The organism is Cupriavidus sp. P-10, assembly GCF_003402535.2.
GTDB lineage: Bacteria > Pseudomonadota > Gammaproteobacteria > Burkholderiales > Burkholderiaceae > Cupriavidus.
This window is the reverse complement of record NZ_AP025171.1, coordinates 2,184,420-2,209,152: the sequence shown is the minus strand read 5'-3', so window position 1 is coordinate 2,209,152 and position 24,733 is coordinate 2,184,420. Positions and strand designations below refer to the sequence as shown.

Genomic DNA, 24,733 nt, shown 5'->3' with positions numbered 1-24,733 from the left:
GCAGCGCAGGCATGAACGCGGCCGCCGCGCCGTGTTATGTTTGCAGCGGCAGCGCCCCACAGAGGGCCCGAACAGAGAACCACCCCCGGAGGCATTTCATGAGCAGTTCCACCGAAGCCAGCGGGCTCGCACCGCTGCGCGATTTCATCACCGGCCTGGCCGCGCTGCTGGACCAGCATCCCGACGAGCCGCGCATCCTGCGCGAGGGCGGGGCGCTGCTGGCGCGGCTGGTGGCGCGCGACGACTGGCTGCCCGAGGCGTGGGCCGAGCCGCACCCCGAGTACTACCAGCAGCACCTGCTGCATTGCGATTCCGCCGAGCGCTTCTCGATCGTCAGCTTTGTCTGGGGCCCGGGGCAGCGCACGCCCATCCACGACCATACCGTCTGGGGGCTGATCGGCATGCTGCGCGGCGCGGAGGACTCGCAGCCCTTCGTGCTCGACGACGCCGGCCGCCCCGTGCCGCACGGCGAGCCGGTGCGGCTGGTGCCCGGGCAGGTCGAAGCGGTGTCCCCCACGGTGGGCGACATCCATCGCGTCAACAACGCGCATGACGACCGCGTCTCGGTCAGCATCCACGTGTATGGCGCCAATATCGGCGCGGTCCGGCGCTCGGTCTACGCCGAGGACGGCACGCGCAAGCCCTTTATCTCCGGGTATTCCAACCCGACCCTGCCCAACCTGTGGGACCGTTCCCGCGAAGTCTCGAAGTCATGACCATCCAGCACGCCACGCAAGCCGCCGCTACGGCACTCCCGACATTCACCCGCGCGCAGGTGCGCCAGGCCCTGCTGGCCGGCGCCGAGATCGCGCTGATCGACGTGCGCGAGGAGGAGCCCTTCGCGCAGGAGCATCCGCTGTGGGCCGCCAACTTCCCGCTGTCGAAGCTTGAGCTGGAGGCGTGGCCGCGCATCCCGCGCCGCGATACGCTGATCGTGGTCTACGGCGAACACGCCGGGGAAGACCTGGCACCGCGCGCTGCGTCGGTGCTGCAAGCGCTGGGCTATACCAACGTGCACCGGCTCGAAGGCGGGCTGACGGGCTGGATTGCCGGCGGCGGCGAAGTGTTTCGCGACGTCAACGTGCCGAGCAAGTCGTTCGGTGAAGTGGTCGAGGCAAAGCGCCATACGCCGTCCCTGTCGGCCGAGGAAGTGCAGGCGCTGATCGACACCAGGGCCGATGCGGTGATCGTCGATGCGCGCCGCTTCGACGAGTACCAGACCATGAGCATTCCCACGGCCACCAGCGTGCCCGGTGCCGAACTGGTGCTGCGCGTGCGCGAGCTGGCGCCCGACCCGCGCACGCAGGTGATCGTCAATTGCGCTGGCCGCACGCGCAGCATCATCGGCACGCAGTCGCTGGTCAACGCCGGCATTCCCAACCCGGTGGCGGCGCTGCGCAACGGCACCATCGGCTGGACGCTGGCGGGCCAGCAGCTCGACCACGGCGCCAGCCGCCGCGCGCCTGCCGAGGTGAGCAGCGGCAACCGCGACAGCGCCCGCCGCGGCGCGCGCGAGATCGCCGACCGCGCCGGCGTGCGCCGCATCGCGCTAGCCGCGTTGCCATCGCTGCAGGAGCCGGGCCGCACCGTGTACCGCTTCGACGTGCGCACGCCCGAGGAGTTTGCCGATGGCCACCTGCCCGGCTTCGTCAATGCGCCGGGCGGGCAGCTGGTGCAGGAAACCGACCACAACGCCCCGGTGCGCGGCGCGCGCATCGTGCTGGCCGATGACGACGACGTGCGCGCCAGCATGACCGGCTCATGGCTGGCGCAGATGGGTTGGGACGTCTGGGTGGTGGAGCCGGCCGATGCATCCGCGCGCGGCGAGACCGGCGCGGTGGCGGCCAGCGTTCCTGTGCCGCCGGCGGTGCCGACGGTGGCGCCCGCCGGACTGGCTGCGTGGCTAGACAAGGACGCGGAGGGCAGTACCGTCGTGCTCGACTTCACCGCGAGCGCCAACTACGTCAAGCGCCATATCCCGGGCGCGTACTTTGTCATCCGTGCACAGCTGGCGGATGCGCTGACACGTATCCCGCAGGCGCGGCGCTACGTGCTGACTTGCGGCTCCAGCCTGCTCGCGCGCTTTGCCGCCGCCGACCTGCAGCGGCTGACCGATGCGGAGGTGGTGGTGCTGGACGGCGGCACGCAGGCGTGGATCGCGGCCGGGCTGCCGCTGGAGTCCGGCGAGACGCACCTGGCGTCAGAGCGCACCGACCGCTATCGCCGGCCGTATGAAGGCACCGACAACCCGCGCGAGGCGATGCAGGGCTACCTGGACTGGGAGTTCGGGCTGATCGCGCAACTGGAGCGCGACGGCACGCACGGCTTCAGGGTGGCCTGAGCAGCCTCACTTCGGGCGGCGCGTACCCGTGCCGCCCGCTCCCGGGCCTGGTTCCAGGCCAAGCTCCGCGCACAGCCACGCGACAAAGGTTGCGATCTTCGGCAAGTGCGCTTCATTCTGCCGGTAGCACAGGAAGTGGGTTTCACGCGCCACCGGCCGGAACTCGCCTTCGCCGACCGGCACCAGGTCACCGCGCGCCAGTTCGCGCTCGGCCAGGCGGATGCTTTCCAGCGCCACGCCCATGCCATCGACCGCAGCGGAGATCGCCAGTGCGCCGCGGTCGAATGAAGCGCGCGGCCGCGTCGGGCACACCATGCCGTTGGCATCGAACCAGTCGGGCCAGGTCACGCGGCTAAGCTGCGAATCGATCAAAGGCAGCGCCTGCATCTGCGCGCGCGCCGGCAAGCCATCGTCGAGCAGCCGGGGCGAACACAGCGGCAGGATCCGCTCCTTGCCCAATGGCGTGACGATGACGCCCGCGCGCGCCTGCGCGGTGCCGTAGGTGATGGCCAGGTCGACTTCGCGCGCCAGCGTCATGTCGATGGGCTCGGCGCCGGACGAAAGGCGGATGGTGATGTCGGGATGCTGCTGCATGAACGCCGGCAGGCGCGGCCCCAGCCATTTCACCGCGAAGCTGGGCGCGCTGTACACCGCCAGCACCTGCGCCTGCGGCGCCAGCGCGACCTCGTTGCACGCGGCCTCGATCACGTCGAACACGCGCGACAGGCTTTCCAGCAGGCGGCGGCCTTCGGGCGTCGGCTCGACCCGACGGTTGCGGCGCACGAACAGCTTGCGCCCGAAGTAATCCTCCAGCTCGCGCACCTGATGGCTGATTGCCGATTGCGTCAGGTGCAGCTCGTTGGCCGCCAGCGTAAAGCTCTCCAGCCGGGCTGCCGCCTCAAAGGCGCGCAATAGCACGAAGTTCGGTACCCGCCGCATGGCTGTTTTCTCTCGCGTGAATCCATGAATACAGTTCATGCTTTCATGAACACCCATCGTTTGTCAACATATCCTCCCGGCGCGACTATGCCTCCAGCGCGACGGTGTACCCGGCAGGGCCGTCGCAAGAACAGTTCCCTTCGAAACCCAACAGGAGCAGTCATGGCGGCAGTCCTCGAACGCACCGCGCAGGTCTTCAACGACGAAGAACGCGTTTCCATCTATCAGCCCGAACAGCGCGGCCTGATCTTTCCGTCGATCCCGGAGTTCTCTTCCTTTGCCGAAGAGCGCCAGTACCGCAAGGAGCGGCTGGTGGCGGCGTGCCGCGCCTTTGCGCTGGAAGGCTACGACTACGGCTTTGCCGGGCACCTGACGGTGCGCGACCCGGAGCACCCGGAGCTGTACTGGACCAACCCGATGGCGATCCACTTCGCGCAGGTGAAGGTCTCGAACCTGATTTGCGCGGACCATGAAGGCAAGGTCGTGGAAGGCGGCTACGCCATCAACCGCGCCGGCTTCGTGCTGCATGCCGCCGTGCATGAGATGCACCAGGACATCGTGGCGATGTGCCACGCGCACACCGAATACGGCACCGCGTTCGCCTCGCTGGGCAAGCCGATCGAGCCGATCACGCAGGACGCGGCCGCGTTCTATGAAGACCACGTGGTGATCGGCGACGAGGCCGGCAAGGTCGCGGTCGAGGTCAAGGGCGGCCACAAGGTGGCCAACGCCTTCAAGGGCGTCAAGGCCGCGATCCACCAGAACCACGGGCTGCTGACCGCGAGCCGGCACAGCATCGAGTCGGCCGCGTTCTGGTTTATCGCGCTGGAGCGCTGCTGCAAGCAGCAACTGATGGTGGAGGCGACCGGCATCACGCCGCGCCTGGTGTCGCCGGATCGCGCGCGCTACAGCCGCGAGCACGTCGGCAGCGACTACATCGGCTGGCTGCACTTCCAGCCAATCTGGGACCACCTCTGCGCCACCCAGCCCGACATGTTCGACTGAGCGGGCACGCCCGCTTGCCACGGCCGCCGCGTGCTCGCATGGCACGGGCGGCCGCCGATGCAGTTCCCCCGCCAGATCACGCAACCACAGCGATGACGCCCCCAGGAGACACCATGCAATCACCCAGCGCAACCGCGGCGCCCTTTGCCGCTACCGAATCGGAAACCTATACCCGGGTCATGTGGCGGCTATTGCCGTTCCTGTTCCTGTGCTACCTGTGCGCCTACCTTGACCGCATCAACGTCGGCTACGCCAAGCTGCAGATGATGCAGGACCTTGGCCTGAGCGACGCCATCTATGGTTTGGGCGCCGGCATCTTCTTCGTCGGCTACCTGCTGTTCGAGGTGCCCAGCAACCTGATTCTGCTGCGCGTCGGCGCGCGGCGCTGGATCGCGCGCATCATGGTCACGTGGGGCATCATCTCCGCGGCAATGATGTTCGTGAAGTCGCCCACCAGCTTCTACATCATGCGCTTCCTGCTGGGCGTGGCCGAGGCCGGCTTTATCCCGGCGATCCTGCTGTACCTGACGTACTGGTTCCCGGCGTCGCGCCGCAGCAAGGTGACCGCGCTGTTCCTGACGGGTATCCCGATGTCCGGCGTGATCGGCGGGCCGCTGTCGGGCTGGATCATGAGCGCCATGCACGGCTCGCACGGCTGGGCCGGCTGGCAGTGGCTGTTCCTGCTGGAAGGCATTCCGACGGTACTGGTGGGCGTAATCGCGTATTTCTACCTGGATGACAAGGTGGCCGATGCGAAATGGCTGACGGCACAGCAGCGCGCCATGATCGAGACCAACCTCGCGGCCGAGAGCCGCGGCCATGCGCTGCACTCCGTGCGCGACGGGCTGACCAACCCGCGCATCCTGCTGCTCAGCGTGATCTATTTCTTCTTCACCATGGGGCTGTACGGCGTCAGCTTCTGGCTGCCGACCATCGTCAAGGCCAGTGGCGTGTCGGATCCGCTCGATATCGGCCTGCTCTCGGCGATTCCGTATGCGGCGGCGACCGTGTCGATGATCCTGGTCGGCCAGCGTTCCGATGCGCGTGGCGAGCGGCGCTGGCACCTGGCCGTGCCGGGCGTAGTGGGCGCGCTGGGCCTGTGCCTGAGCGTGGCCTATGCCGGCAATACCGCGCTGGCGATGCTGGCGCTGACCATCGGCACCATGGGCATCATGACCACCATCTCGCAGTTCTGGACGCTGCCGCCGGCGATTTTGGGTGGTGCGGCCGCCGCGGCGGGCATTGCGCTGGCCAACTCGGTCGGCAGCATCTCGGGCGTGATCAGTCCTTACCTGATCGGCTGGGTGCAGTCGAACACGGGCACCACCGGCAACGGCGTGCTGGTGCTGGCGGCGAGCCTGGTGATCGGCGGCATGCTGGTGTTCACCGTGCCGGCGCGGCTGGTCAACAGCGGCGTGCGCAAGGACTGATGATGGGCCGCCGCTACACAGGTGCCGGGCAGGAGCGGGCGCGCTCAGGCGATCTGGCGTGCCTCGCCCAGGAACTCTCCAAGCCGGCGCGTCAGGTTCTCGCGGGCGCGGGTAGTGTGCAGGTCGGTCAGCTCGGCGGCGCGGGTCGCGTCGCCGGCGGCAATGGCTTCGGCGATGGCTTCGTGCTCGTCCCAGATCGACTCGCGCTGGGCCGAGGACTGCAGCACCGCACCCATGGCGCGGCGCAGGTGGACCCAGTACATCTCGGCGCTCTGCGCCAGCAGCGGGTTGCCGGCGGCCTCGTAGATAGCGTGGTGGAAGGCCATGTCGGCGTCCATCATCGCCTTCACGTCCTTGCCGCGCGCGGCACGGCGGCCGTGCGCGATCAGCGCCGGGTCGACCCGGAAGCGCCGCGCGGCGGCCAGGCGCGCCGCCAGCGCGTCAAGCGCGCCGCGGACCTCGTAATAGTGGCCGACCGCGGCCGTGTCGAGCGGGGTTACCAGCACGCCGCGGCCGGGCGCGTCCTGCACCAGCCCGTCCTTTTTCAGCAACCGCAGCGCCTGCAGCACCGGGGAGCGCGACACCTGCATCTGGTCGGCGATCTCTTCCTGCGTCAGGCGCGTGCCCGGGGCCAGGGTGCCATCGCTGATGGCGTCGAGGAGCATCTTGTACACCTCGTCGACATAGTCGGGGCGGGTCTGGATCTTGGGGAGGATGGCGGTCATGGTAGGGCAGTCTGCACTTTGTATTCAGACTACACGGCGCGCTCGCGCGCCGTCAATCCGGCAACGGAGTTCAATCAGGAGTGAATGACCATGCATGTGTATTACGACAAGGATGCTGACCTGTCGCTGTTGCGCGCGCGCACGGTGGCGGTGATCGGCTACGGCTCGCAAGGCCACGCCCATGCGCTGAACCTGCGCGACAGCGGCGTCGAGGTGGTGGTGGGCCTGCGCGAAGCCGGCGCCTCATCGCGCAAGGCGGCCGCGGCGGGCCTGGCGGTCGCGACCGTGGCGGAGGCCGCGGCACGGGCGGATATCGTCATGCTGCTGATCCCGGACGAGACCATCGCGCAGGTCTATCGCGAATCGGTGGCGCCGGCGATGCGTCCGGGGACGGTGCTTGCCTTTGCCCACGGCTTCAATATCCACTACGGGCAGGTGGTGCCTCGTGAAGACCTGGATGTGGTCATGGTCGCACCCAAGGCGCCGGGCCATACGGTGCGCTCGACCTATACCCAGGGCGGCGGCGTGCCGGCGCTGATCGCGGTGGCGCAGGACCGTTCCGGCAGCGCCCGGGATATCGCGCTGGCCTACGCCTCGGCCATCGGCTGCGGCCGTTCGGGCGTGATCGAGACGGATTTCCGCGAGGAGACCGAGACCGACCTGTTCGGCGAGCAGGCCGTGCTGTGCGGCGGCACGGTCGAACTGATCAAGGCCGGCTACGACACGCTGGTGGAGGCCGGCTACGCGCCGGAGATGGCGTACTTTGAATGCCTGCACGAACTCAAGCTGATCGTCGACCTGATCTACGAGGGCGGCATCGGCACGATGAACTACGGCATTTCCAACAACGCCGAGTTTGGCGAGTACCTGACCGGTCCGCGCATCGTCACCGACGAAACCCGCGCCGCAATGCGGCGGGTGCTGCACGATATCCAGTCCGGCGAGTATGCGCGGCAGTTCATCCTGGAAAGCCAGGCGGGCGCGCCGACCCTGCAGTCGCGCCGGCGCCTGACCGCCGCGCATCCGATCGAAACCGTGGGCGCACGGCTGCGGGCGATGATGCCGTGGATCGGCAAAGGCGCGCTGGTCGACCGCAGCCGGAACTGAGGCAAACCACCAGGCCGGCGTAACACCCGGGGGTAAACCTTTACTTGCATCGGCGCCGTCCGCGCCTAAACTCTGTATACAGAGTTCAGAATTCGGTAGCCGGTAACGAAACCGGAATTCCTCATTCCTCACGGAGACAAGTCATGACCCAGAAGTCCGAGAAGCTCGATACGCCCCGCACCGCCGGCGGCAATGTCGTTGCCAAGAAGCTGATTCCCTATGGCGGCTACTACGCCAACCGCATTCCCGACCACGACCCCGAACTGACCGAAACCGGCGCCGGCACGCCGATGGGCGAGTACATGCGCCGCTTCTGGCACCCCGTATGCATGTCGCTGGAGCTGACCGACACACCGCGCTTCCTCAAGATCCTGGGCGAGGAACTGGTCGCCTTCCGCGACGGCAGCGGCCGGGTGGGCGTGCTGCATGCGCACTGCGTGCACCGCGGCGCGTCGCTGGAATACGGCGCGATCCAGGAGCACGGCATCAAGTGCTGCTACCACGGCATGGTGTTCGACGTGGACGGCGCGTGCCTGCATGTGCCGTTCCCCAAGGGCGAGGAGAAGGAGGCCGAGAAGTACGCCTGCTCGATCCGCCAGGGCGCGTACAAGGCGTTCGAGCGCAACGGGCTGGTGTTTGCCTACATGGGCCCGCCCGACGAGGAGCCGCCGTTCCCCGAATGGGAGGCGGACTTCACGGTGCTGCCGGGTGACGAACTGGTGCCGTACAGCAACTTCCAGCACTGCAACTGGCTCCAGGTCCAGGACAATGCCGCCGACAACTTCCACCCGACCGCGCTGCACGCGGCAAGGAACGTGGTCGGCGGCAACTACCAGGGCACGACCTTCGATGAAGTGGGGGCCGCGTCGATGGAAGTCGCGCCTGACATGCAGTTCATCCCGGTGCACCAGGGCCGCGGGCTGGCTTGCGCGGGCGCGCGCCGCGTTGACCAGGACAAGCTGTTCCTGCGCGTGCAGCACCAGGTGCTGCCGAACCTGAGCCTGCACGCCTATACCTCGGAGGACGGCTCGGAGAAAAAGCTGTTCAGCCGCTTCCACATCATCCGCTGGACCGTGCCCGTCGACGACGAGAACAGCAAGATGATCGGCTGGCGCGTGATGGGCCCCGGCATCGACACGCGCGGCGTGGGCGACAAGAGCATGGTCGGCTATGAAACCATCGACTTCCTGGAAGGGCAGGTGGCGATGCGCCGCCCGGAGCGGTTCGGCAACTACAAGCTGGAAGACCTGCCGCCGATCCCGCCCAACCACCGCGAGCGCCACGACTACAAGGCCGCGCAATACGCGCCTGGCGACTACGAGGCCATCATCAGCCAGCGCCCGATCGCCGTGCACGCGCTGGAAAACCCGACCAAGTTCGACGCCGGCCTGTTTGCCTTCCGCAAGATGCTGCGCGAGGCGGTGCGCGGCACCAATGTCTCATCCGAGGCGCGCGGGTTTGCCGACTGGCTGCGCGCGGTCAGCGGCGAGCCCAACAGCTTCTGCTCGGGCAATGTGTTCGCGATTCCCCAAGCCGGGACCGTCGAGCAGGAAGTCGCCAACCGCCGCCGGCTGGCACGCGAGGTGGTGGCCATCCTGAACGAGTCCGACAGCCTGAAGGGCGCGGAGCGGGCGAAGTTCGTGCGCGACCGCTTCGAGGCCCTGGAGCAGAGCTTCCGCGCCTGATGCGCGCAGCGTGAACAGGCGGGCGGCCGCACCTGGCGTGCGCGCCGCCCCCCGCAACAGCCCAAGCCGTGAAGGAAAGCGAAATGAGCACTACCCCAGAATCCGCTCCGATCGAACTGCTAGTCCGGCAGATCCGCGCCGAAGCCGCCGGTATCAACGCCTATGAACTGGTCGAACCCGATGGCCGGCCGCTGCCGCCGTTTTCCGCCGGCGCGCATATCGACGTGCATGTCGCGTCCGGGCTGGTGCGGCAGTACTCGCTGTGCAACGACCCGGCCGAGCGCCACCGCTATGTCATTGCCGTGCTGCGCGACGAAGGCGGTCGCGGCGGCTCGCGCGCGGTGCATGAGCGCATCCGCGTGCGCGACCGCGTTGCCGTCAGCGCACCGCGCAACCACTTTGCGCTGGCCGGCGGCGCGCGCAAGGTCGTGCTGCTGGCCGGCGGCATCGGCGTGACGCCGCTCAAGGCGATGGCGCACAGCCTGGCGGCGGACGGCGCCAGCTTCGAACTCCACTATTGCGCCAAGGCGCCGGACTGCGCCGCGTTCTCCGAGGAACTGTCAGGGCTCGGGGGCCACGTCCACTACCACTTCGACGGCGGCAATCCCGCCAACGGACTGGACATTACCGGCATGCTGGCGCAGCCCGCGGCGGGCACGCACCTGTATTACTGTGGCCCCGGCGGCTTCATGAAAGCCTGCGGCGAAGCCTCGGGGCACTGGCCCGCGGGCACCGTCCACTGCGAGCACTTCAAGGCGCCCGTGGCGCCGACCGGCGCTGTGGTTGCCACCGGCGGCTATGTCGCACAGATCGCCAGCACGGGACAGGAAGTCACCGTAGGCGCGGGACAGAACCTGGCGGAGGCGCTGCAGTCCGCCGGCATCGCGCTGGAGACCTCATGCCAGTCCGGGCTGTGCGGGACCTGCAAGGTTCGCTATGTAAGCGGTGAGGTCGACCACCAGGACTACATCCTTGACGAGACGGAGCGGCAGTCGTTCCTGACGCCGTGCGTGTCGCGGGCGTGCGGTGGGCGGTTGGTGCTGGATTTGTAAGTGGAGGGGCCAGTTCGCTGGTTGGCCAGGCGCGTCCAGATGGCGTGCGGAGGGTAAACCCGGAAGGCCATCCCTCGGCCGGGGAAGGGGCTGAATTTCCATCTTCCACCTTCCATCCACCGTCATCTCTGGGGAACGAACGTAACGATTCCCTGTCAATCGTAATCGTTACGTTACAATGCTGTACCGCAGCACGGCGCGCGCCTTGCCAAAATGGCGTTTTCGCCCCGTGCCCCAAGCCCCCGACCGATGCGATTGTTTTTCCTGCTGCTGACTGCCATGTGCCTGTCGCTGCTCTCCTTTGGAGCGGTGGCGGACGCGCGCGCGTCCGTGCAGCCGGAGGTCCAGGCCAGCACCGAACTGGCCGCACTGCAGTCGGTGGACGACCTGGGCCGCATCATCGCGCCCGGCGACGATGGGCTGACCGACGACGATATCTGCGAAGACCCGCCGCCCGGGTACTGCAATATCTGGTCGGCCGACCTGCTGGATCCGCTGGACCTGCTGGATGAGATCGAGGAATCCAGCGCCCTCATTGCCTTGCCCCCCGTGAAGCTGCTGCTGCCCACCGGGGATGTGGCGCAAAATCCCCACGGCCGGGCCGAGCCGCCGCCTTCGGCCTTTTTCCGGCCGCCAATTTCCCGCTCCTGAGCGCCGGGCGTTCACACGCCTTGCCGCTCCCCCGCGCGCACGCGCTGCCTCCGCAGTTGCCGTGCCGCGGGCCGCGCCCCCTTGCCTGATATCGCCAGCCTGCCCGCCGCTACCGCGCGCGGGTAAGCCGCTGCCGTTGTCCGTCCCGCCGTGACTCGTGCGCCGGGGCGCGCGGCGGCATGGCGCAGGCGTCGTATTGCTTGCATTCCGGACTCATGACAACAACCAAGCTGACCCTGATCGCGTCGCTTTCGCTGCTCGCGTTCGCCGCTGCCCCGGCCCATGCCGGTGAGCAGGGCGCCACCCCGGCGAAGGCCGCGGGGGCAACGGGCACCGTACCCGCTGCCCCGGCCGCACCGCTCTCCAAGCCTTCTCCGAAGATTGCCGCCGCCACGGCGCCCACTCCCGGCGCCGAACTGCTGGCTGCCACGGCCGTGCCCAAGGCTGCATCCGCACGCCCCGCCGGCGCCGCGGCTGGCCCCGCGTTCACGCTGCCGCAACTGCTCGACATGGCGCAGTCGACCAACAAGGGTGTCGCCGCGGCCGAGGCCAATGTCGATGCCGCCAGCGCCGCCATCAGCAGCGCGCGCGCCTATCCCAATCCGCAAGTGGAGGTGATGTACGGCCGCCTGTCCGGCAAGCAGCCGGGCGTGACCAGCGGCAATGCACCCAGCTACGCCGTGGTGCAGAAGCTGGACTACCCGCACCAGCGCAGCCTGCGCGAAGCCATGGCCACGCGCGGGCTGGAGTCGACCCAGGCAGCGCGCCAGGGCTTCCGCTCCGAACTGTCCGCACGCGTCAAGACCGCCTACTACGACGTGCTGCGCCGCGAGAGCGAGTTGCATGCCGCCGAGGAAGACCTGGCGATGATGCGCCAGATCCATTCGCGCGCACGGCTGCGCGTGGAGGTGGGCGAAGCGCCGCGCTATGAACTGATCAAGGCCGAGACCGAACTGCTGGCCTCGCAGAAGAACCAGCAGACCGCCGAGCTGCGCGTCAACCAGACCAAGGCCGCGCTGCGCCAGCAGGTCGGCGGCGCGATGCCGGGCGGCCAGTTCTCGCTGGCCGGCACGCTGGGACAGTCGCCGGATGTGCCGCCGCTGCCGGTGCTGCGCGACACCATGACCGCGAGCAACGCCGAGCTGGTCCAGCGCCGCACGGAACTGGAGCGCGCGCGCCTGGGCGTGGATTACCAGCGTTCGCTGCGCTGGCCGGAGGTGTCGGTGCGCGCCAGCACGGACCGCCAGCCTGACAACAACGTCTCGCAGATCGGCCTGGTGATGACCATCCCGCTGTGGGACCGCCGCCGCGGCCCGGTGGGCGAGGCGACGGCGCAGGCCACGCAGGCGCTGAGCGCGCTGGAAATGCGCGAGTTCGAGCTGACGCAGGAGCTGGAAACCGCCTACCGCCAGTATGAGATCACGCAGGCGCAGGTGACCGCGCTGGAGTCCGGCATCGTGCGCGAGGCCGAGTCGGCGCTGGGCGTGGCCGAGTCCGCCTACCGCTTCGGCGAGCGCGGCATCCTGGACTACCTCGATGCCCAGCGCGTGCTGCGCGGCGCGCGCAACGAGCTGATCGCCGCCCAGTACGAACTGCAACTGGCCGCCATCCAGATCGAAAAGCTCATGTCGACCGCCCCGGGCGCCACTGCCGCGCCGGGCCTGCAGCCGACCACCACCATCGAACAGAAATAACCATGCGTCCCAATTTCCTGCTTTCGCTGACGGCCGCCGCCGTCCTGACGTTCAGCCTGGCGGCCTGTTCCGACAAACCTGAACCCGTTGCCGAAGCGCCCAAGCTGCCGCCCGGCGTGATCCAGCCGCAAGGCAACCTGCAGCAGTCGCTGAAGGTGGCGCCGGTAGCCACGTCCCCGTTCAGCGAGATGCTGCGCGTGGCCGGCCGCATTGACTTCGACGAGCAGCGCGTCTCGCGCATCGGCGCCAGCGTGACTGGCCGCGTGACCGACCTGTACGCCACGCTGGGCCAGGAAGTAAAGGCCGGCCAGGTGCTGGCGCGCCTGCACAGCAGCGAGCTGGGCGCGGCGCAGATGTCGTTCCTGAAGAGCGAGGCACAGCACGACCTGCAGGTGCGCAACGCCGAGCGCGCGCGCCAGCTGTTTGCCGCCGACGTGATCGGCCGAGGCGAGTTGCAGCGCCGCGAGAGCGAACTGGCGATCGCCTCCGCCGAGATGCGCGCCTACCGCGACCAGCTGCGCGTGCTGGGCATGGCGCAGGGCTCGATCGCCGAACTGGCCAAGAACGGCAGCATCAACTCGCATTCGCCGGTGTATTCGAGCATCAGCGGCACCGTGGTCGAGCGCAACGTGGCGCAGGGCCAGGTGGTGCAGCCGGCCGACGCCCTCTACACGGTGGCCGACCTGTCGCGCGTATGGGTCGTGGCCGAGGTGCCGGAGCAGCAGGCCGCCCAGGTGGCCGAAGGGCAGAGCGTGGAGATCGAGGTGCCGTCGCTGGCCAACGGCAAGGGCGACAACACCATCACCGGCAAGCTGATCTACGTGGGCCGCACGGTCAGCCCGCAGTCGCGCACGGTGCTGGTCCGCACCGAGCTGGAGAACCGCGAAGGGCGCCTGAAGCCCGCCATGCTCGCCAGCATGCTGATCGCCGGCAAGCCGCAGGACCAGCTGGTGATCCCCGCGGCCGCGGTGGTGCGTGAAGGCAACGACGAACTGGTCTACGTCGAGATGCCGGGCAACAAGTTCCGCCTGACCAAGGTCAAGCTTGGCGCCGAGAGCGACGGCATGCGCGTGGTGCAGAACGGCGTGAAGGCCGGCGACCGCATCGTGGTCGACGGCGCCTTCCACCTGGACAACGAGCGCAAGCGCATCGAGCAAGGGTAAGCCGCCATGATGAAATCCCTAGTCGAAGCCGCCATCAAACAGCGGCTGGTGGTTTGCGTGCTTGCCGTGGTGCTGTTCTTCTTCGGCCTGCGCGCTGCCACCAAGCTGTCGGTGGACGCCTTCCCCGATGTGACCAACGTGCAGGTGCAGATCGCGACCGAAGCCGCGGGCCGTTCGCCCGAGGAAGTCGAGCGCTTTGTCACCGTACCGGTGGAAATGGCGATGACGGGCCTGCCGGGCCTGGAGGAAATGCGCTCGCTGAACAAGGCGGGTTTGTCGCTGATCACGCTGGTCTTTACCGATGCCACCGACGTGTACTTTGCACGCCAGCTGGTGATGGAGCGCCTGATCGAAGTGGGCGGGCGCATGCCGGAAGGCGTGTCGCCGGTGCTGGGCCCGGTCTCGACCGGCCTGGGCGAGGTCTACCAGTACACGCTGGACCGCGCCGATGACGGCAACCGCGAGCTGACCCAGGAAGAACTGGCCGAGCGCCGCATCGCCCAGGACTGGGTGGTGCGCCCGCTGCTGCGCTCGATCCCCGGCGTGGCCGAAATCAACTCGCAGGGCGGTTACGTGCGCCAGTACCAGGCGCTGGTCAACCCGGAGCGCATGCGCCACTACGGTGTCTCGATCCAGCAGGTGTACCAGGCGCTGGCGCGCAACAACGCCAACTCCGGCGGCGGCGTGCTGCCGCATTACGCCGAGCAGTACCTGATCCGCGGCGTGGGCCTGGCCAAGGGTGTCGAGGATCTCGGCAGCATCGTGCTGAAGGAGGTCAACGGCACGCCGGTGTACCTGCGCGACGTGGCCAACGTCACCATCGGGCATGAGGTGCGCCAGGGCGCGCTGGTCAAGAACGGCCAGACCGAGGCGGTCGGCGGCATCGTCATGATGATGCGCGGCGGCAATGCCAAGGAAGTGGTCAGCCGCGTGAAGGCACGCGTGGCGGAGATCAACGAGCGCGGCATGCTGCCCGGCAAGCTGCAGATCGTGCCGTACTACGACCGCAGCGAACTGGTCGACTCCGCGCTGTGGACGGTGACCAAGGTGCTGCTCGAAGGCGTGGTGCTGGTGGTGATCGTGCTGTTCCTGTTCCTGGGCGACGTGCGCTCCTCGGTGATCGTGCTGGCGACACTGGTGCTGACGCCATTGTTGACCTTCATGGTGATGAACGAGGTGGGGCTGTCGGCCAACCTGATGTCGCTAGGGGGGTTGGCGATCGCTATCGGCCTGATGGTCGATGGCTCGGTGGTGGTGGTCGAGAACGCGTTCGAGCGATTGGGCCACAAGGAACCTGGGCTGACCAAGACCGAGATCCTGGTCAAGGCCGTGCAGGAAGTGGCCACGCCGGTGATCGTGGGCGTGGGCATCATCATCCTGGTGTTCCTGCCGCTGATGACGCTGACGGGCATGGAAGGCAAGATGTTCGCGCCGCTGGCGTTCACCATCTCGATCGCGCTGGCGATCTCGCTGTTCCTGTCGCTGACGCTGTCGCCGGTGCTGTCGTCTTACCTGCTCAAGGGCGGCGCCGAGCATGACACGTTTGTGATTGCCTTCATGAAGCGCCACTACCTGCGCATGCTGCACTGGGCGCTCGGCAACAGCCGCAAGACCGTGCTCAGCGCGGTCGGCGCCTTCGTCGCCACGCTGCTGATCGTGCCGCTGCTGGGTACCTCGTTCATCCCCGAGATGAAGGAAGGCTCGATCGTTCCCGCGATCGACCGCGTGCCGAACATTTCGCTGGAAGAGTCGATCAAGCTGGAGAAGGAAGCCAACAAGCTGGTGCTGGGCGTGCCGGGCGTGAAGTCCGTGGTGTCCGGCGTGGGCCGCGGCGAAAGCCCGGCCGACCCGCAGGGCCAGAACGAGTCGACCCCGATCGCCAGCCTGAAGGACCGCGACGAGTGGCCCGACGGCTGGACCCAGGACGATATCGCCAACGCCATCCGCGAGAAGCTCAAGGCCATCCCCGGCGTGCAGATCGTGATGGCGCAGCCGATCTCGGACCGCGTCGACGAAATGGTCAGCGGCGTGCGTTCGGACGTGGCGGTGAAGGTGTTCGGCGACGACCTGGACAAGCTGCGCGAGCTGGCGGGCGAGATTTCGCGCGTGGCCGGCGGCATCCAGGGCTCGCAGGATATCCGTATCGAGCGCGTCTCGGGACAGCAGTACCTGTCGATCGAGATCGACCGCCAGGCGATCGCGCGCTACGGGCTCAATGTCTCCGACATCCACGACGTTATCGAGATCGCGATCGGCGGCAAGCGCGCCACGGATATCTTCGAAGGCGAGCGCCGCTTTGCGGCGGCCGTGCGCCTGCCGGATGACTTCCGCAACAACGTGCAGTCGATCCGCCAACTGCTGGTGAACACGCCGGACGGCACGCAGGTGCCGTTGCAGAGCGTGGCCAGGATCGAGGTCAACGACGGCCCCGCGCAGATCAGCCGCGAAATGGCCAAGCGCCGCGTCGTGGTGATGATCAACGTCAAGGACCGCGACCTCGGCGGCTTCGTGGCCGAGCTGCAGCAGGCCACGGCATCCAAGGTCAAGCTGCCCGAAGGCTACTACCTCGAGTGGGGCGGCCAGTTCCAGAACATGGAACGCGCCATGGGCCACCTGAAGATCATCGTGCCGGTGACCATCGCCGCGATCTTCTTCCTGCTGTTCCTGCTGTTCAACTCGCTGCGCTTTGCCACGCTGATCATCACGGTGCTGCCGTTCGCATCGATCGGCGGCATCATCGGGCTGTTCGTCACCGGCGAATACCTGTCGGTGCCGGCGTCGGTGGGCTTTATCGCGCTGTGGGGCATGGCGGTGCTGAACGGGGTGGTGCTGGTGTCTTACATCCGCTCGCTGCGCGATTCGGGCTTGTCGGTTGACGAGGCGGTGGTGCAGGGCGCGACGCAGCGCTTCCGTCCGGTGATGATGACCGCGACCATTGCGATGCTGGGGCTGGTGCCGTTCCTGTTCTCCACCGGTCCGGGCTCGGAAGTACAGAGGCCGCTGGCGGTGGTGGTGATCGGCGGGCTGATTACGTCGACGCTGCTGACGCTGGTGATGGTGCCGACGCTGTACCGGTGGTTCGATGACAGCAAGCCGGATCCGACCAGGGATGTGCCGGTGTAAGACTCGGCGGCGGTTCGCCGAAACCGCTGGTTTGCTCCCTCTCCCGCACGCGGGAGAGGGAGCAGGCAAGTGTTAAACGCCTGAGGGCTCGCCAACACCTTCGAGTAAAAAAAGCCGCATGCTTTACCGCATGCGGCGTTTTTAGTCCTTGCGCCATCCCCTCAAGCCAGCCGCATCTCCAACTGACGTGACCACAGGTCCAGCGTGAAATCAGGCTCCTGGTGATGGATATGCCGGTACAGCCCGTGCTGCGCATCGATCGCATCATGCACCGCCTGCGCCGTGATCTGCTGCTCGGCGAACAGGTGCCGGAAATGGCAGGCGACGATGATGCCGTCTTCGGCCAGCGCGCCCGCCGCCCGCGCTGCGACATCGTTCCAGTCGGACTTGGGGAAGTAGTACCCCAGCTCGGAAAAGACGATCAGGTCAAACGTTCCTTCCGGCCATTGCTGCGGCAGTTCACCCGTCAGCACCTGCACGTGCGCAAACTCCGCCGCCCGCTGCCGCGCCTGTTCGGCCGCGCTGTCGGCCAGTTCCATGGCCACCAGCGCGTCGCAGCGCGGCGCCAGTTCGACGGTAAGATGCCCGCCGCCGCAGCCCGGCTCGAACGCACGCGAGAAGCGTTCGCGCGGCAGCATGGCCATCAGCAGCGCGCGCTTGCGTGCCTCGTACCAGCGCGTGCCGATGCCCCAGGGGTCGTCGTGCCGGCCATACAGCCGGCTGAAGTAGTCGCGGTCGACTGGCATGCTAGTAGCCGTAGTACGGTTGCTGCTGCTGCTGGTAGTAGCCGGACGGCTGCGGGCCGCACGGCACGTAGGCGCGGTCATAGTCGCTGTAGCAATAGCCCGGTGGCGCCGCCGGCGCCGCGTACGAGACTGGCGCGGGGGCATAGGTGACGGGCGGCGGCGCCACCGCCACGGGTGCGGCCACCACCGGCGCCGAGGCCAGGGCGGCGCCGAAGGCCAGGCCGACCAGTGCGCCGACGGCGAGCACCGCGCCGGCATTCGACCCGCCGCCGTGATGGCGGCCGCGCGCGGACGCGGGGCCGGCGGCTACCAGGGCCACGGTCAGGGCGGCCGCGGCGACGATTCGGGTGGAGGGGCGCATGTCGGACTCCTTGTGATGCAGCTTGTGTCCCTGAATGATGGACGCAAACTGCCCACTAAGGTGTTTCGCCGCGGAGGCCGACTTGTTAGCTTTGTAACGGGGCTTTTTTCAGGGGCCTGACCCGTCCTGAATAAGGTTGACACTTTTCTGGCTGTGACGAGGAGAGTGCCTTGGAGACGGATCGAAAGCGAACCCAGCGTGATTACACGCTGGCTTTTAAGCTGGCGGTTGTGGAGGAAGTAGAAAGAGGCGAGTTGACGTACAAGCAGGCGCAAAGCAAGTATGGAATCCAGGGCCGGTCCACGGTGCTGGTATGGTTACGCAAGCACGGACTACAGGACTGGAGCGGCACGTTGCCACAGGGCACCCGGTACGCCACGATGGGAAAACAAGACAAAGCCAAGCCCCGTACCCCTGAGCAGCGGATCAAGGAGCTGGAGGCTCAGTTGCGCGAAGCGCAGGAGAAAGCGCGGCTGTTCGAGACGGTGATCGACGTGATTCAGAAGGAGCACGGGGTTCGCATCGTAAAAAAGCCTTCGGGCAAGTCCTCGCGCAAGAGCTCATCCAAGGGCTAAGCGTTAGCAGGGCTTGCCGTTACTTCGGCATCAGCCGCCAGGCATACTACAAGCGCCGCGACAGTGAGCTTAGGCAGGCCGCCCGGGATGCCAGGATTTGCGCGCTGGTCACCGAGGTGCGACTGCGCCAGCCGCGCATAGGCACTCGCAAACTGCAGCGGGTGCTGCAGGTGCCGTTGGAGAAGGCGGATATCCGAGTGGGCCGTGATCGGCTGTTCGATGTCCTGCGCGCGGCGCGGCTGCTTGTGAAGCCGCATCGGGCGTATCACAAGACCACCAACAGCCATCACCGCTTCCGACGCCATCCCAACCTACTCAAGGACGGGCCGCAGAAGGTGGTGCCTACCGCCGCCGAACAGGTCTGGGTGGCTGACATTACGTATCGTACGCCCAGCCAGCGTAGCCCGCCCGTCTGGGGGTGAAGCTGCTTGAGCATGTATGGAATGCAGGACCCGGTGGAATTGACGTTGCAGTACCGGGCATGCCCTTCCTCTGCTGCGAGGGGAAGTGAGCCGAAGCGGCGGTGACCTGCTGACACTGGCAGGGTGACGTAGTCCGTGGGAAACGGGACTTGCGGCGAAGCGGTTACGCCAAGATGAGTCTCTAGGCTGAGCATGGGACGGTTGAGGAACACGAACCTGTTGAAACGCATCTGAGGGTTGAAATGTCACCCCTGCCTACACCGCTTTACAGGCAGGACGCGGACTGCCGCCGGGTACAGGTATGGGCCGGCGACACGAATGCTACTTGGATATATAAGCCCAGCAGCAGGGAGCCACGGGGAGCGCGCAACTAGACCGTGGTGTTCGCGACGACTTGCGGCAAGCAAGGATAAAGACTGCGACAGGCAACCTCGCCCATGCGTTGAGTCCAGCATGTGAACTGGGGAAGGTTTGCACAGATGCCAAGGGAGTGTGCCCCCGATGATGTGCAAACTGGCGGAGCCTCCGTAGTAGTCCGAGGCCGGGAAAGCCGGCCACATGGCGAAGGGAGGCAGTTGAAGTGGTTTGTTTGGTTGATTAGCTGACCATAGTGAGGTGAAGACCTTTGATAATCAGTGAAATGCAAAGCAAACTGGCGACATGGTCAACGGAGAACAAAGAGCGCAAGTTCGATCGCCTCCTGAGATTGATTGCCGACAGAAGTTGGCTGAGCGAAGCGGCTCGCATTACGCTGGCCTCCAGCGGAGCTCGCACGCCGGGCGTTGACGGGGTCGACAAATGCAGGCTGGAAGCGAATCTCCAGCATGAATTGGCGGCGATACGTGAAGAGCTGTTGGCGGGCTCGTACAGTCCGCTGCCTGCGCGACGCGTGTACATACCGAAAGCGAACGGCAAGCTCAGGCCGCTTGGCATACCGAGCCTGCGGGATCGGATCGTGCAACGGGCAATGTTGATGGCGATGGAGCCGATATGGGAGAGCGATTTCCACCCGGCTTCATATGGCTTTAGGCCTGCCCGTAGCGTACATCACGCGATTCGCGCGGTGAAGCTCCAGCTACAAGACAGCGGTGAACAAAGTACGGCGGGACGCTGGGTTATCGAGGGCGACCTCGCCAGCTACTTTGATACGGTTCATCATCGCCTGCTCATGAAGGGGATTCGCAAGCGGATTGCCGATCAGCGCTTTCTTGCCCTGCTCTGGAAGTTCATCAAGGCGGGCTGTGTTGATCGCGAGCTGTTTCGTGCATCGAGTGAAGGCGTTCCTCAGGGCGGTGTCATCTCGCCCCTGTTATCCAACATCATGTTGCATGAATTCGATGCGTGGATGGAGCGGAACTACCTGAACAAGAAGGTGCGGAAGGATCGGTGGGCATGGAACTTCGCCATTCTTAAACAGCGACCCATTACTGTTCGAGAAAACCGGCAGTGGAAACCAGCTATCGCCTACTGCCGGTATGCGGATGACTTTGTGATCGTGGTCAAGGGGACTCGTGAACATGCTGAGACAGTGCGTGAAGCATGCCGTGGGTTCCTCGAAGGCGAGCTGAAGCTCACGCTGAATATGGAGAAGACCCATATCACGCATGTGAACGACGGCTTTGTCTTCCTCGGTCACCGGATCATTCGCAAGCGTGGTCCACGCGGCCGCATGCGGCCTGTGACGTCCATACCGTGGGAGAAGTATCGGGGCTTTGCCGGGCGGCTCGTCAAGCAACTGTCGGGCAACTACAGCATGAACCGGATGGACCTGATGGAAAGCCTGAATCGGCAGATCGCTGGCTGGGCTGCCTTCTATCAATACACCGACTACACGGCCACCATGTTCAAGAAAGTAGACCGAACGGTCTTCTGGAAACTCGGATACTGGCTCGCGCGCAAGTATCGGCGCGGGTTCAGGTCGCTGATGCGCGACTACATTCGAGCGCCGGAGCCGGGACAGGCTACAACATGGGTGTTACAAGGCCAGAACAGTCGGGGATGGTATGGGGTAGTGGCGCTTCGGCGTCTCGTTACCAGTCGCAAAGGTCGTTTTACCTGGCGAACCCTGACAGAAAATCCGTACATCCTGCGCGATGAGACACGCCGTACCATCGAGTCGCGCTACCCCGATGTTGCCTTTGCTATGAGCAACACTTGAACGGAGAGCCGGATGCGTTGAGAGGCGCAAGTCCGGTTCGGGGAGGAGAGACAGGGAAATAGTCCGACTACGCCCTGTCTCTTACTCCACTTCCCACCGCCGGGCAGACGGTCTATCTGAGCCTCGTCACGGATGCCTGGTCGCGAAAGATCGTGGGCTACCACGTCCATGACGGCCTGCAGACCGAGCAAGTAAGCCAGGCGCTGAAGATGGCGCTACGCTCGCGCCAGTCCCGGCAGGCGCTGGTGCACCATTCGGACCGAGGAATTCAATACTGCGCCACCTACTACCAGGCCATCCATCAGCGGCATGGCCTGACCTGTTCCATGACCGACGGCTACGACTGCTACCAGAACGCCATGGCAGAGCGCATCAACGGCATCCTCAAGAGCGAATTCCTGCTGAACCGACCGGCTGATCTGCAGCAAGCGGCTCGCATGGTAAGGGAGTCAGTTGAGATCTATAACCGTGAACGCCCCCATCAAGCCCTGAAATACAAAACGCCCGATGAGGTTCATCGGGCGTCCGTTGCTATGGGTTGCTAGGTTCAAATGACCCAGCAGAACCTGTCAACCTATGTCAGGACTTGACAGCCGCTTTTTAACAGGCCGTAATACGGCCCCTGTCACGCGCCCTGTCCGAAATCGCCCCCGAGGGTTTGGGCCAGCCCGCCCGGCCTTGCGCAGGCGGGCGGACCGGCCGGCGGACCGGCCGGCGGACGGGCCGGCGGACTTACCCAGCCGCGTACGCGCGCTGCTGCGCTTCGCCGAACGCCGGCAGGTTCTCCAGCCGCAGCGATTGCGGTTCGGTCAGCGCGATGTCCTCGGCGCGCAGCCGCTTGAGGATCTCGAACAGCAGTTCGCTGCGCGTATTCGCGGCGATGCGCGGGCTGCCGACGTAGCCCGTCACCGACAGCGTGATGCCGTTGGGCGCGAGCTGGCTGAACATGACCGACGGCGCCGGCACGTCCAGGATCGACTCGTTTTCCTTGTAGATATCGAGCAGCAGGTCGCGGAGTTGTTCCGGATCGGTATTGAGCGGGAAGGTCAGCTGCAGCGACGCCACGCCCTGCGTGCTGTTGCTCATGGTCACGTTGCGCACGTTCTGCGAGATCAGCTGCGAGTTGGGCACGATCACGGTAGAGCGGTCGCCCAGCTGGATCTCGGTGGCGCGCACGTTGATGCGGCGGATGTCGCCCTCCACGCCGGCCAGGCTGACCATGTCGCCGACCTTGACCGGGCGCTCGGTCAGCAGGATCAGGCCCGAGACGAAGTTCTTCACGATCTCCTGCAGGCCAAAGCCGATACCCACCGACAGCGCGCTGACGATCCACGCCAGGTTGTCCCAGCGCACGCCCAGCAGCGACAGCGTCAGCAGCACCAGCAGCACGTAGCCGACATTGCTGAACAGCGTGATCAGCGACGCGCGCAGCCCCGGCTCCTTGCACACCTTGGGCAGCAGCTCGGCGTCGAGCCAGCGCCGCACCGAACGCAGCAGCCAGATGCCCACGCCGAGCGCCAGCACCGCATTCAGGATGCGGTCCGGCATGATGTTCAGGCTGCGCAGCTTGTCGCCGCCCAGGACTGTCAGCAGGCTGTTGAGCAGGTCCGCCGGCGTGGTGCCGAAACCGCCGGTCAGCAGCGCCACCACCGCCACCAGCAGCAGCGCGCTGGCGCCGATGCCCGACAGGATGGTCGAGGCCTGCTCCAGGTGCGAATCGTCGACGCCGAACAGCTGCTTGATGACGCGGCCGCTGGCGTGGTTGGTCGACAGCACGGCTTCGCACACGTCGCGCGTGACCTGCGTCAGCAGGTACAGGCTGCACAGCACGATGTCGAACCAGACCAGTTCATAGGTCAGGAAGCGCGCGAAGCTGATGTAGCCGGCCAGCAGCGCGATCATCGACACGATCACCAGCACCGTCACGGCGGCGTGGATCATGCCGGCCAGCGTGGCGCGCGCCTCCGGGCGTTCGCCCGCGGCGGCGAGTTCGTTGCGCACGCGGTTGGCGCGCAGCAGCGCCGCGCCGATGGTCAGCACCACCACCAGCGACACCAGCCCGCGGCCCAGCAGCGTGACCTGCACGCTGGTGTCGGCGATGCGGTTGATCTGCTCCAGCGTGCCGGCCAGCAGCAGCAGGCCCGCCAGCACGGCGGGGAAGGGTTTCATCGCCAGCGCCACCGGATCGGCCAGCGCGGGCAGGCGCCAGCTGGGATGCCGCGTGCACAGCAACGCGCGCCCCAGCCCGACGATCAGTGCGCTGGTCAGCGTCAGCTTGACCAGCTGCGCATAGAGCGCCATCAGGTCAGGCGGCAGTTCATAGTTGCGCGCGAAGGCATGGTAGACGAGCTGCACCGCCAGCCCCGTGGTGCAGACCGTCGCCATCGTGGTCGCCAGCGCCAGCGCGCTGCGGCGCAGGCGCGTCTCGGGCAGCCGGGTCAGGCAGAACCACGCCAGCGCGCGCTCGGCCAGGCGCCGGCCCAGGGTCCACACCGCCAGCGCGAGCAGCAGCAGCGCCACCGTGGCCGCGCGCTGCGACGGCTGCCAGGCCAGCTGCACCATCGGCACCACCTGGTCGTGGAACCCGTCCAGGCGCACCCGGTCTTCCGGCGGCGGGCTGAACAGCGGCTGCCAGAATTGCGGGTTGAGGATGCTTTCCGAGCGCAGCGCAAGCTGGTCTTTCAGGTGGCCGCGCTCCAGCCGACCCAGCTGGTCGCTGAGGTTGGCGATGTTCTCCTTGCTTTCGGCCGCCTGCTTGATCTGGGCATCGAGTTGCGTGCGGCGCGCATTGAGCTCGGCACGCTGCTTCACCACGGCGCGCGCTTCCTTGGTGGTGGCATCGGCGGGCGGCGGCCCCAGCACATCGAGCTGCGCCTGGAGCTGGGCGCGCTGCGGCGTCAGCGCGGCGCCGAGCTTGTCAGCATCGGTATCGAGGCGCTGCAGCGTCTCTTGCAGGTCGTGCAGCTTGGTATTGCCGTCGGGGTCCGAGGCCTGCTGCTTGACGCTGTCCTGCTCGGTCTGCAGGCGCTTGAGTTCGGCGGTGGCCTCGGCGTGGGTCAGCGCGGGCGCTTGCTCGGCGGCCTGGGCTTCCGATGCGGTTTCTGCGGCATAAACGGCGGGCAGCGTGGCCGGCATCAGGTGGCATAGCGCAGCGAGCGCAAGGCCCAGTGCGAGCCGTGAAGCTTTGCTCATGGCGGATTCTCGTCGGATGGTGACGGCTTGCGGCGCTCCGGCGGCGGATGGAAATGGCAAGGCACGGTGCGGGCAGGGCCACATGGCGCTGCGTCGCGATTCCACTGCGGAACGGCCGGGTCACCGGCGATGAACACGGGAAGGGATGCTGCAGGCAGGCCATCCGCTTCGGCGAATTTGGGTCAGCCACGAGAAAAGGCCTGGGGGCGAAGCCTCAGGCCGGCAATGCGTGGCACGGGTCGTGCTGACCGATCGTGGCGTGCCCATTACCGGGGCCGCCGCGGTTGGGGCCATTATACGGAAGCGTTCAGGTCACATGCCCTGCACAGGCGGCGCATAGGGCACTACGGTCCAGAATTTCGCA

At 66.6% G+C, this 24,733-nt stretch carries 17 protein-coding genes and 2 pseudogenes; 14 read left to right on the top strand and 5 right to left on the bottom strand.

Annotated features, from left to right (window positions below):
* Window positions 1-98 precede the first annotated feature (98 nt).
* Both CTP10_RS26785 and CTP10_RS26780 read left to right on the top strand, forming a co-directional pair.
* The gene (locus CTP10_RS26785; protein ID WP_116319593.1) at window positions 99-716 is read left to right on the top strand and encodes a cysteine dioxygenase; all 618 of its coding nucleotides are present in this window, start codon (window positions 99-101) and stop codon (window positions 714-716) included.
* Window positions 713-2,341: a rhodanese-related sulfurtransferase gene (locus tag CTP10_RS26780; RefSeq protein WP_116319594.1), complete on the top strand. Its 1,629-nt coding sequence runs from the start codon at window positions 713-715 to the stop codon at window positions 2,339-2,341. Before CTP10_RS26785 ends, CTP10_RS26780 begins: the two co-directional genes overlap by 4 nt.
* A 6-nt stretch (window positions 2,342-2,347) precedes the next feature.
* Here CTP10_RS26780 and CTP10_RS26775 read toward each other — a convergent pair whose 3' ends face one another.
* Window positions 2,348-3,280 (bottom strand): LysR substrate-binding domain-containing protein, encoded by a 933-nt coding sequence (locus tag CTP10_RS26775; protein WP_116319595.1) that lies wholly within the window; start codon window positions 3,278-3,280, stop codon window positions 2,348-2,350.
* 162 nt (window positions 3,281-3,442) lie between these two features.
* Here CTP10_RS26775 and CTP10_RS26770 point away from each other — a divergent pair, with 162 nt between their 5' ends.
* Both CTP10_RS26770 and CTP10_RS26765 read left to right on the top strand, forming a co-directional pair.
* A complete protein-coding gene (locus tag CTP10_RS26770) occupies window positions 3,443-4,285 on the top strand; it encodes a class II aldolase/adducin family protein (protein WP_116319596.1) in 843 nt (280 codons plus the stop codon).
* Window positions 4,286-4,398: 113 nt separating this feature from the next.
* Window positions 4,399-5,715, top strand: a complete 1,317-nt coding sequence (locus CTP10_RS26765; protein WP_116319597.1) for an MFS transporter — start codon at window positions 4,399-4,401, stop codon at window positions 5,713-5,715.
* 44 nt (window positions 5,716-5,759) lie between these two features.
* On the opposite strand, the gene CTP10_RS26760 is transcribed toward CTP10_RS26765, so the two are convergent.
* Window positions 5,760-6,440 (bottom strand): GntR family transcriptional regulator, encoded by a 681-nt coding sequence (locus CTP10_RS26760; protein ID WP_116319598.1) that lies wholly within the window; start codon window positions 6,438-6,440, stop codon window positions 5,760-5,762.
* Between the two features lie 90 nt (window positions 6,441-6,530).
* Between CTP10_RS26760 and ilvC the strand changes: the two genes are divergently transcribed.
* From ilvC to CTP10_RS26725, 7 genes are all read left to right on the top strand, one after another.
* Window positions 6,531-7,547 (top strand): ketol-acid reductoisomerase, encoded by a 1,017-nt coding sequence (gene ilvC, locus CTP10_RS26755; protein ID WP_116319628.1) that lies wholly within the window; start codon window positions 6,531-6,533, stop codon window positions 7,545-7,547.
* Between the two features lie 143 nt (window positions 7,548-7,690).
* Complete coding sequence (locus tag CTP10_RS26750; RefSeq protein WP_116319599.1) at window positions 7,691-9,232, top strand: Rieske 2Fe-2S domain-containing protein; 1,542 nt, start codon at window positions 7,691-7,693, stop codon at window positions 9,230-9,232.
* 83 nt (window positions 9,233-9,315) lie between these two features.
* On the top strand, window positions 9,316-10,284 hold the full coding sequence (locus CTP10_RS26745) for a PDR/VanB family oxidoreductase (RefSeq protein ID WP_116319600.1): 969 nt from the start codon (window positions 9,316-9,318) through the stop codon (window positions 10,282-10,284).
* 249 nt (window positions 10,285-10,533) lie between these two features.
* Window positions 10,534-10,935 (top strand): cobalt-zinc-cadmium resistance protein, encoded by a 402-nt coding sequence (locus tag CTP10_RS26740; protein ID WP_233528123.1) that lies wholly within the window; start codon window positions 10,534-10,536, stop codon window positions 10,933-10,935.
* 215 nt (window positions 10,936-11,150) lie between these two features.
* Window positions 11,151-12,629, top strand: coding sequence for a TolC family protein (locus CTP10_RS26735; RefSeq protein ID WP_116319602.1), 1,479 nt, complete (start codon window positions 11,151-11,153; stop codon window positions 12,627-12,629).
* A gap of 2 nt (window positions 12,630-12,631) precedes the next feature.
* On the top strand, window positions 12,632-13,792 hold the full coding sequence (locus CTP10_RS26730; RefSeq protein WP_116319603.1) for an efflux RND transporter periplasmic adaptor subunit: 1,161 nt from the start codon (window positions 12,632-12,634) through the stop codon (window positions 13,790-13,792).
* Window positions 13,793-13,798: 6 nt separating this feature from the next.
* Window positions 13,799-16,915, top strand: a complete 3,117-nt coding sequence (locus CTP10_RS26725; protein WP_116319604.1) for an efflux RND transporter permease subunit — start codon at window positions 13,799-13,801, stop codon at window positions 16,913-16,915.
* Between the two features lie 161 nt (window positions 16,916-17,076).
* Here CTP10_RS26725 and CTP10_RS26720 read toward each other — a convergent pair whose 3' ends face one another.
* Both CTP10_RS26720 and CTP10_RS26715 read right to left on the bottom strand, forming a co-directional pair.
* Window positions 17,077-17,661 (bottom strand): SAM-dependent methyltransferase, encoded by a 585-nt coding sequence (locus CTP10_RS26720; RefSeq protein ID WP_116319605.1) that lies wholly within the window; start codon window positions 17,659-17,661, stop codon window positions 17,077-17,079.
* 1 nt (window position 17,662) lies between these two features.
* Window positions 17,663-18,022 carry a mechanosensitive ion channel protein MscS gene (locus tag CTP10_RS26715; RefSeq protein WP_116319606.1) on the bottom strand — a complete coding sequence of 120 codons (360 nt, stop codon included), beginning with the start codon at window positions 18,020-18,022 and terminating at the stop codon, window positions 17,663-17,665.
* 170 nt (window positions 18,023-18,192) lie between these two features.
* On the opposite strand from CTP10_RS26715, the pseudogene CTP10_RS26710 reads away from it, so the two are divergent.
* From CTP10_RS26710 to CTP10_RS26700, 3 genes and pseudogenes are all read left to right on the top strand, one after another.
* Window positions 18,193-18,980, top strand: a pseudogene (locus tag CTP10_RS26710) (IS3 family transposase); the annotation flags it as partial.
* A gap of 679 nt (window positions 18,981-19,659) precedes the next feature.
* A complete protein-coding gene (gene ltrA / locus CTP10_RS26705; protein WP_116324054.1) occupies window positions 19,660-21,177 on the top strand; it encodes a group II intron reverse transcriptase/maturase in 1,518 nt (505 codons plus the stop codon).
* Window positions 21,178-21,245: 68 nt separating this feature from the next.
* Window positions 21,246-21,722: pseudogene (locus tag CTP10_RS26700) on the top strand (IS3 family transposase); the annotation flags it as partial.
* 187 nt (window positions 21,723-21,909) lie between these two features.
* Here the strand turns inward: CTP10_RS26700 and CTP10_RS26695 are convergent.
* A complete protein-coding gene (locus CTP10_RS26695; protein ID WP_116321936.1) occupies window positions 21,910-24,369 on the bottom strand; it encodes a DUF3772 domain-containing protein in 2,460 nt (819 codons plus the stop codon).
* Window positions 24,370-24,733: the final 364 nt, after the last annotated feature.

Excerpts from the sequence above, each read along its gene's own strand:
- CTP10_RS26785 (WP_116319593.1), top strand. The coding sequence starts at position 99 with ATGAGCAGTTCCACCGAAGCCAGCGGGCTCGCACCGCTGCGCGATTTC.
- CTP10_RS26780 (WP_116319594.1), top strand. The coding sequence starts at position 713 with ATGACCATCCAGCACGCCACGCAAGCCGCCGCTACGGCACTCCCGACA.
- CTP10_RS26775 (WP_116319595.1), bottom strand. The coding sequence starts at position 3,280 with ATGCGGCGGGTACCGAACTTCGTGCTATTGCGCGCCTTTGAGGCGGCA.
- CTP10_RS26770 (WP_116319596.1), top strand. The coding sequence starts at position 3,443 with ATGGCGGCAGTCCTCGAACGCACCGCGCAGGTCTTCAACGACGAAGAA.
- CTP10_RS26765 (WP_116319597.1), top strand. The coding sequence starts at position 4,399 with ATGCAATCACCCAGCGCAACCGCGGCGCCCTTTGCCGCTACCGAATCG.
- CTP10_RS26760 (WP_116319598.1), bottom strand. The coding sequence starts at position 6,440 with ATGACCGCCATCCTCCCCAAGATCCAGACCCGCCCCGACTATGTCGAC.
- ilvC (WP_116319628.1), top strand. The coding sequence starts at position 6,531 with ATGCATGTGTATTACGACAAGGATGCTGACCTGTCGCTGTTGCGCGCG.
- CTP10_RS26750 (WP_116319599.1), top strand. The coding sequence starts at position 7,691 with ATGACCCAGAAGTCCGAGAAGCTCGATACGCCCCGCACCGCCGGCGGC.
- CTP10_RS26745 (WP_116319600.1), top strand. The coding sequence starts at position 9,316 with ATGAGCACTACCCCAGAATCCGCTCCGATCGAACTGCTAGTCCGGCAG.
- CTP10_RS26740 (WP_233528123.1), top strand. The coding sequence starts at position 10,534 with ATGCGATTGTTTTTCCTGCTGCTGACTGCCATGTGCCTGTCGCTGCTC.
- CTP10_RS26735 (WP_116319602.1), top strand. The coding sequence starts at position 11,151 with ATGACAACAACCAAGCTGACCCTGATCGCGTCGCTTTCGCTGCTCGCG.
- CTP10_RS26730 (WP_116319603.1), top strand. The coding sequence starts at position 12,632 with ATGCGTCCCAATTTCCTGCTTTCGCTGACGGCCGCCGCCGTCCTGACG.
- CTP10_RS26725 (WP_116319604.1), top strand. The coding sequence starts at position 13,799 with ATGATGAAATCCCTAGTCGAAGCCGCCATCAAACAGCGGCTGGTGGTT.
- CTP10_RS26720 (WP_116319605.1), bottom strand. The coding sequence starts at position 17,661 with ATGCCAGTCGACCGCGACTACTTCAGCCGGCTGTATGGCCGGCACGAC.
- CTP10_RS26715 (WP_116319606.1), bottom strand. The coding sequence starts at position 18,022 with ATGCGCCCCTCCACCCGAATCGTCGCCGCGGCCGCCCTGACCGTGGCC.
- ltrA (WP_116324054.1), top strand. The coding sequence starts at position 19,660 with ATGCAAAGCAAACTGGCGACATGGTCAACGGAGAACAAAGAGCGCAAG.
- CTP10_RS26695 (WP_116321936.1), bottom strand. The coding sequence starts at position 24,369 with ATGAGCAAAGCTTCACGGCTCGCACTGGGCCTTGCGCTCGCTGCGCTA.